This is a genomic window from Microcystis sp. M53602_WE12 (genome assembly GCF_030065455.1).
GTDB lineage: Bacteria > Cyanobacteriota > Cyanobacteriia > Cyanobacteriales > Microcystaceae > Microcystis > Microcystis aeruginosa.
Genome location: NZ_JASJFB010000842.1, coordinates 1 through 6,177 on the forward strand (window position 1 = coordinate 1; position 6,177 = coordinate 6,177).

Genomic DNA, 6,177 nt, shown 5'->3' on the forward strand with positions numbered 1-6,177 from the left:
CCCACCACCCCATCCCCCCATCCCCCCACCACCCCATCACCCCCTCACCCCATCACCCTACACCCCATCACCCTACACCCCACACCCCATCACCCCATCACCCCATCACCCCATCACCCCATCACCCCATCACCCTACACCCTACACCCCACACCCCACACCCCATCACCCCATCACCCCAATCAACGCTGTTCTAACCTACGACTGGCTAGGGACATAGAATAACAGAAAATCCAGTAAATAAACGCCAAAAATAGATAAACTTCTGGATAATCGCCGATAAATTTCGGATTAGCCAAAACCGATCCTGCCATACCCAAGAGGTCCACCAGTCCCACGATCGCCAGTAGGGAAGTATCCTTAAATAAACTGATAAATTGACCAACAATAGCAGGAATGACCGCTTTTAAAGCTTGGGGTAGAACGATCAATAATAAAACGAAAATCGGTTTTAAACCCAAAGCTTTGGCCGCTTCAATTTGACCCTTGGGAATCGCTTGTAAACCACCGCGGACATTTTCGGCCAGATAGGCTGCTGCAAAAAGGGTAAATCCGGCGATCGCTCTGATTACCCGTTCCGGTCTGGTCCCGGCGGGTAAAATTAAAGGTAACATCACCTGAGCCATGAATAAAATTCCCAACAAAGGTAAACCGCGCAATAATTCGATATAACCAATAGATAGCCAACGAATTGCCGGTAATTCACTCTGTCTCCCCAGGGCTAATAATACCCCCAAGGGGAAAGATAAAATCATACTGGCGATCGCTACTAATAAAGTTAAGATTAAACCACTGAGATCATCGAGGGGAATGGCCTTTAAAAATAATCCTCCCAATAGTAACCAAGCGATTAAAGGTAAAGTCAATAACCAGAGCAATCCCCACCAGCGTTGGAGAAAAGCGGGGCAATTGGGGAAGCGACCCCGGTTTAATTGCCAAGAAAACAGTGATAAAGCCGCAAGTATCGTTAAAATCAGCCAAATTCTCCATATTGACTGTTCTGGATAACGACCGACCACAAATAAACCGATATTTTCCGTCACTACAGCCCATTTTGCCTGATTTATCGCCCAATCGAGAAAACTTAAACCACCCCAGAGGCTGAGAAATAGACCCGCAAGGGTTAAGATGACGTTGTACCAAGTGTTAAAGAGATTTTTTCTTAACCAGAGTCCCATAAAATTCCCTAACCTCTACAGTGGTGATCCTTGTACTTTTTCAGTACAATGGTGCTATTAGAAAAATTCAGACTAATTTTCGACCATGAACAGTTGCATTTTAATGGCTAAAATTGTCCGTCGTCCCGAATTACGTTATACCCAAGATAATCAAACTCCCTACGCTCAAATGTTAGTCGAGTTTTCTGCCAATCGTGCCGAGGCAACCCCGACTAATTTAAGGGCCGTAGCTTGGGGAAATTTGGCCTCAGAAGTCGCTCAGAACTATAATGAAGGCGATCAAGTAATTTTGGAAGGTCGTCTCTCGATGCAGACGATCGATCGTCCCGAAGGTTTTAAGGAAAAACGGGCCGAATTAGTCATTAGTCATCTCTATCATCTTGACGGCAGCGTGAGTAGCGGTGAAATGGCAGCCCCGACTCCAGAAAAAGTCGTGCCAATCAATACCCACAAATCGAATAAAACCCCGGTGGAAAAACCCGTCGCACCTGTCTCCACCGGGGATTTTGAATATGACGCATCCTATGAACTTTCTAATCCTTCCGCTTGGCAACCTAGCGACACATCGGTGGAGGAAAATTTAGACGATATTCCTTTCTAATTACCCCGACAGAATTAATGGCTCTTCTCGATTTTGTCTGATAGTTTTTGCTTATGGAATCGTGGAATGCTTATCCGGCAAGACTTTAAGCACTATTTTGACGGATATTCTATCAGTATAGACCTCGTTTCCACACAGAAACCAGAAGAGCCAGTTCTTGCCTTCTAACCCCCTAACTCCCCACCATTGATACTTTTCTTTTGTTGAACGTAGCTCTGAAAATCGGCGAGGGTCAGTTCATCTAACCACTGGTGTCGCTCGGCGGTGTAATCTCCATGGCCGACTTCCAATTGTTGCAGGAAGCGGAGCATTCCCACCACCCCTAAAGAGTCAACTAAAGCTTGATATCCTTGTTTTCTCAGTTCAGCTAATTTCATTGCCATCCTCCTGTAAAGTCGCCATCAACCAAATCACGGGATTCTCTACCGTTACGTTAATTGAATCTCTATATTGTTGAGCTTTTCGCAGCAGCCTGTCATCGGTGGTCAGGAAAATATCAGCGCCCCCCGCTTCAGCAAAAGCCAGATGTAAGGCATCATAAAACTTAAAACCCAGTTGGGAGGTACGGAGTAGGGGCAATTCATGAATTGCCCCTACTGGCGATGGGCGTTTCCCTCGATACCATCCAACGGGCAGCTTCTACAGTAGCTTCTTGCCAAAATTCGGCATCAGTAGCAGCTATATCTGAATAATCTATATCAGAATCTTTCATCTGACCAAGGAGCTTTAATTGTTCCTCTCTCGACATAGTCATAATAAATAATCACCTAAGTAGGTAGGCGTTAAAAATCATCAGATCCCCCCGCCTATCGGCACCCCCCTTATCAAGGGGGGCAGGGGGGATCGAACCTAAAATCCATTTTTAATTTAATTATAACCAGCTACTTAACAATGTTAGCGAAATTTTGAACCCTATGACCGAATCTGACACACTGCGCCACAATCCCTCACGGAAGGCGATAGGTCGCCTGAGAAGCAGTAAAACAGGGGAAAATACCTGAGACTCTTTCCCCTATGAATCCCTAAGCTAGGGAGAAGAATATAAAGATTTATTAAATTGTAGCTTAGGATACAGTTGTGGGGGGGGAGTGTGTATGCTGGCTTCAAGTTGTCCTCAACGGAGTGTCGCCATTAACGGAGTGTGTAAATTACATGAGTGTCGCAAAGCAATATTCTATCAAGCAGACCATTTTTAAGCAGCTTTTATTTCTGCTCCCTTCTTTTCTTGCTTGGAGCAATTTACCAGCAAATAGCCAACCCGTAGGTTCTGGAGTGACAAACGGTGTTTTTAATAGCTTCGCCAGTCCTTTTCCCTATACAGATGTCAATGGAATTGGTACTAATCAACTTGATTTTAGTCTTCCCGATTCCGCTCCCAGCTTTTTTAAATTCGATGGAACATCTTTTGAGAATGTTCAAGTTGGACAAACTTTTGTCTTAGGAACACTTAGCTATAAAAATGGAATTGGTTGGATTGGACTTCACACCTCAGAACTAGCAGTTTCTAGTAGTTCGTCCACTACCACTCCATTTAATTTTAATCAGATTTTGACTGAACAGATCGGATTAGATATGACCGCCAATGGTTTTGTGGTCGATGGAGTGTTGGTTCTCGCAACTCCTGAACAAGCAGCTGATATATTATATTTTCCTAATAGACCAGAGTTAGGAAGCTTTCGTATTTATGAAAATTCCACTGGTACTGTGGAAGTTTTAGGAAGATTTGGTTCACTTCAGTTGGCAGGTTTTGGGAATGCTATATCAGGGGGTTTTGTTGATCCAACCATCGATCCTATTCCGACTGCTCCTGCTGTTTCCGTTCCTGAATCTGGAAATATAGCTGGCTTACTTGCGATTAGTATTGTGGGCGCAGCTTCCACCCTCAAGCGCAAACTAAAACCCTCCCAATCCACTGAAAAAGAAACTACAAAAGTCTCCTAAAATCCCCCATAAAACCCCACAAAAACCCCTTCATTAATTGGAGGGGTTTTTGTCATAAAACCCAGTCGTTGATCGTTAGGAGAATTGAGATTGATTGTATATACCCCAAAATAGTCCTACTGTTCACTAATTTTACTTTCAGCGAGAATTTCTTGGAGGACGGGGGATAAATTGCTAGTTAAACGGCCGGATCGAATAAATTCAGCGTAGGTATCAGCTTCGATATCTAGGAGGGTTTCCCGAAGTTGTTCCATTGTCAATAGCTGTAATTGGGGATAACTATCGTTGAGAGATTGTATTTCCGCTTCTACGGTCTTTAACTTTTCTTTGACTAGATGCTGCTCATAACTAAAAAATTCGGGGGCAACATCGGGAGATTTATCTAACTTAGAAAGATAGTCTAAAACCCTTTTTAAAGCTACCCGTCGGGCTAAAAGTTCCGCATAGTTTTCTCGAATTGGTTGATCACCGATCAAGTCTAATCTCGATAGGAAAGTTTGAATAGTTAATCCTTGAACCAAAAGGGTAAAGAGAACAACTCCGAAGACGATATCGATGATATCCTGACGATTGGGAAAAATAACCGGCACACTTAAAGCTAGGGCAATAGAAACGGAACCGCGCAAACCTCCCCACCATAAAACCGTTTTTTCCCGCCAATTAATTTTAGTTTCCATCAAGGCATTACTAACAGTTGCCAAAGCAAAGGTAGCCAGAAAACGGGCCGCTACCACGGCAGCGATCGTGATAAAAATTAAATTGAGATTATCGGCTAAACTGGAGAGACGGATCTGATCGCCGATGAGGAGAAAAACGATCGAATTGACAAAAAAAGCGAGAAACTCCCAGAATTGCGTGACTAATAGGCGGGTACGGGGACTCATACTAATTCTAGAGCCAAAATTACCTAAAATAATCCCCGTAGTCACCACTCCGATTACCCCCGAACCCCCGAACTCCTCGGTTAATAAATAAGCACCGTAGGCGGACACAAGAGTTAAAGACTGTTCCACTAGGGGTAAATCGAGACGTTGAGTCAGATAGGAAATACCAAAACCCACTAAACAACCCACTGCCACCCCGATACCGATAAAAGCCGCAATCCGGCTAATGGTTGTCTCTAAGGATAGACCACTAGCACCGAGGGGAATTTCCACCAAAAGAGCGAAAGCGACGACAGCGACCCCATCATTAAATAAGCTTTCCCCTTCCAAAAGCACGGTGAGGTTTTTACTGGCCCCTAATTCGCGAAAAAGAGCGACAACAGCGACGGGATCCGTAGAAGAAAGGCTCGCACCCACTAATAATGCCGTAAATAGGGGTAAATTGGTCAATTCATCTAGGGTAAAACCAACCCCGAAAATCGAGATAATTACGCCGACAATAGCGAAAAGACTGACGGGAATCCAATTATCCTTCAGATCTCGCCAGCGTGTATTCCAAGCGGCTTCAAATAGCAAAGGGGGCAGAAAAATTTCTAGAATCAGTTCGGGGGATAGGTTCACCAGACGGATATCGATAAAAGCTAAACCTAAACCGACTATCACTAACAATAGGGTGTAAGGAATTTGGCGAAACCAGCTAAAAATCCTCGAAACCGTAGCCACACTCAGGGAAACGGACAAAACAATTAGAAATTGTTCTAAATTTTGCTTAATGACTTCATCGGTAGCGGATTCTAAACTCATTGGGTGGGAGGCAATCGGTGAGCGGACGTGCAAGAAAAGAACAATCTAAATTATTTGACATCCTCGCCGCCGTAAAACGGACGGCGATTCCCAAACCTCACGATTTAGGTTTCTGCTTCTTTCCCGAAGGATTTTTCGCACCTGCCTTCACAGATTTACTCTGTTCTGGTCTTATGGTCGCTCCACAGACTGACACCGCAAGCCCTGCGGCCAAAATATTTTTACTGGCGTTAATGTCTCGGTCATGGTGAGTCCCACAGTTCGGACAGTCCCACTCTCGAACATTTAACGGCAGCTTTTTCACAATATACCCACAATTACTGCACCGTTTAGAACTGGGAAAACATCTATCTATTTCGATGTAATTTTTCCCGTACCAACGGCATTTATAGGCTAATTGTCGGGTGATTTCTCCCCAGCTTACATCAGATATTGCCTGAGATAATTTCGGGTTTTTGACCATATTCTTAACGGCTAAATTCTCAACCACAATCGTTTGGTTTTCACGAACTAATTGAGTGGTTAGCTTGTGTAAATGGTCTTTCCTGCTATCGGTGATTTGAGCGTGAATTTTGGCTACTTTGATTTTTGCCTTTTCTCGATTCTTTGAGTCTTTCTGTTTTCTAGAAAGATTTTTCGATGCTCTTCGCAACCTCTGATAATGTTTCTTAAAATGCTTAGGATTAGACACTTTATCGCCGTCGCTGGTACTCACGAGGCTACTAATTCCTAAGTCAATTCCAATGGCTTTATCTGTTACTGGTAAAGG

8 protein-coding genes and 1 pseudogene are annotated in these 6,177 nt (G+C 43.9%); 3 read left to right on the forward strand and 6 right to left on the reverse strand.

What is annotated here, in order from left to right; genetic code table 11:
- Positions 1-225 (forward strand): annotated as a pseudogene (locus PX482_RS25705) (hypothetical protein); the annotation flags it as partial.
- Here the strand turns inward: PX482_RS25705 and PX482_RS25710 are convergent.
- Positions 183-1,178, reverse strand: coding sequence for an amino acid ABC transporter permease (locus PX482_RS25710; RefSeq protein ID WP_002758268.1), 996 nt, complete (start codon positions 1,176-1,178; stop codon positions 183-185). The pseudogene PX482_RS25705 and the gene PX482_RS25710 overlap by 43 nt on opposite strands.
- Before the next feature lie 85 nt (positions 1,179-1,263).
- Between PX482_RS25710 and PX482_RS25715 the strand changes: the two genes are divergently transcribed.
- Positions 1,264-1,779 carry a single-stranded DNA-binding protein gene (locus PX482_RS25715; protein WP_002758269.1) on the forward strand — a complete coding sequence of 172 codons (516 nt, stop codon included), beginning with the start codon at positions 1,264-1,266 and terminating at the stop codon, positions 1,777-1,779.
- Between the two features lie 164 nt (positions 1,780-1,943).
- Here the strand turns inward: PX482_RS25715 and PX482_RS25720 are convergent, their stop codons facing one another.
- From PX482_RS25720 to PX482_RS25730, 3 genes are read right to left on the reverse strand one after another with little or no spacing between them, the layout of a single operon-like run.
- Complete coding sequence (locus tag PX482_RS25720) at positions 1,944-2,156, reverse strand: hypothetical protein (RefSeq protein WP_002758270.1); 213 nt, start codon at positions 2,154-2,156, stop codon at positions 1,944-1,946.
- A complete protein-coding gene (locus PX482_RS25725) occupies positions 2,143-2,358 on the reverse strand; it encodes a PIN domain-containing protein (RefSeq protein WP_002758272.1) in 216 nt (71 codons plus the stop codon). The genes PX482_RS25720 and PX482_RS25725 overlap by 14 nt, the downstream gene beginning before the upstream one ends.
- A 1-nt stretch (position 2,359) precedes the next feature.
- Positions 2,360-2,533: a hypothetical protein gene (locus PX482_RS25730; RefSeq protein ID WP_002735110.1), complete on the reverse strand. Its 174-nt coding sequence runs from the start codon at positions 2,531-2,533 to the stop codon at positions 2,360-2,362.
- 398 nt (positions 2,534-2,931) lie between these two features.
- On the opposite strand from PX482_RS25730, the gene PX482_RS25735 reads away from it, so the two are divergent.
- Positions 2,932-3,720: a choice-of-anchor K domain-containing protein gene (locus PX482_RS25735; protein ID WP_008200115.1), complete on the forward strand. Its 789-nt coding sequence runs from the start codon at positions 2,932-2,934 to the stop codon at positions 3,718-3,720.
- A gap of 116 nt (positions 3,721-3,836) precedes the next feature.
- On the opposite strand, the gene PX482_RS25740 is transcribed toward PX482_RS25735, so the two are convergent.
- Together PX482_RS25740 and PX482_RS25745 are read right to left on the reverse strand one after the other, a co-directional pair.
- Positions 3,837-5,408: a Na+/H+ antiporter gene (locus PX482_RS25740; protein ID WP_002758276.1), complete on the reverse strand. Its 1,572-nt coding sequence runs from the start codon at positions 5,406-5,408 to the stop codon at positions 3,837-3,839.
- Between the two features lie 97 nt (positions 5,409-5,505).
- The coding region (locus PX482_RS25745) for an RNA-guided endonuclease TnpB family protein (protein ID WP_288123203.1) at positions 5,506-6,177 on the reverse strand (672 nt) is incomplete at its 5' end.

Bases quoted from the DNA above. Each gene is read 5' to 3' on its own strand.
- PX482_RS25730 (WP_002735110.1), bottom strand. From the start codon at position 2,533: ATGACTATGTCGAGAGAGGAACAATTAAAGCTCCTTGGTCAGATGAAA.
- PX482_RS25740 (WP_002758276.1), bottom strand. From the start codon at position 5,408: ATGAGTTTAGAATCCGCTACCGATGAAGTCATTAAGCAAAATTTAGAA.
- PX482_RS25735 (WP_008200115.1), top strand. From the start codon at position 2,932: ATGAGTGTCGCAAAGCAATATTCTATCAAGCAGACCATTTTTAAGCAG.
- PX482_RS25715 (WP_002758269.1), top strand. From the start codon at position 1,264: ATGAACAGTTGCATTTTAATGGCTAAAATTGTCCGTCGTCCCGAATTA.
- PX482_RS25710 (WP_002758268.1), bottom strand. From the start codon at position 1,178: ATGGGACTCTGGTTAAGAAAAAATCTCTTTAACACTTGGTACAACGTC.
- PX482_RS25720 (WP_002758270.1), bottom strand. From the start codon at position 2,156: ATGAAATTAGCTGAACTGAGAAAACAAGGATATCAAGCTTTAGTTGAC.